This window comes from Adlercreutzia sp. DFI.6.23, from assembly GCF_024462535.1.
GTDB classification, from domain to species: domain Bacteria; phylum Actinomycetota; class Coriobacteriia; order Coriobacteriales; family Eggerthellaceae; genus Adlercreutzia; species Adlercreutzia rubneri.
This window is the reverse complement of record NZ_JANGBP010000829.1, coordinates 1-287: the sequence shown is the minus strand read 5'-3', so window position 1 is coordinate 287 and position 287 is coordinate 1. Positions and strand designations below refer to the sequence as shown.

Genomic DNA, 287 nt, shown 5'->3' with positions numbered 1-287 from the left:
TGCGGCGGTTGGCGAAGGCGTCGTCGGCTATGAGAGCCGCAGCAGCGATGACCTCCGGCGTGGCAGGTGCCCCATCGGCCATGAGCGGCACGCGTCGGTTCAGGCGGATGACGGCGGAATCGACCCGGGGCGGCGGGAAAAAGTTGCCCGGGCCCACGGGAAAGCGGCCGGCCGGCTCGGCGTGCCAGCCGAGCTTCCCGGTGTAAGCGCCGTAGTTCTTCGTGCCCACGGCGGCCGCCATGCGGTCGGCCACCTCCTTCTGCACCATGATGGTGACGGAGTCCAAG

1 protein-coding gene is annotated in these 287 nt (G+C 70.0%); it reads right to left on the bottom strand.

Going from position 1 to position 287, the window contains the following annotated elements:
• Window positions 1-287: rRNA adenine N-6-methyltransferase family protein (locus NE591_RS15635; protein WP_305145289.1), on the bottom strand; the 287-nt coding region annotated here is incomplete at both ends.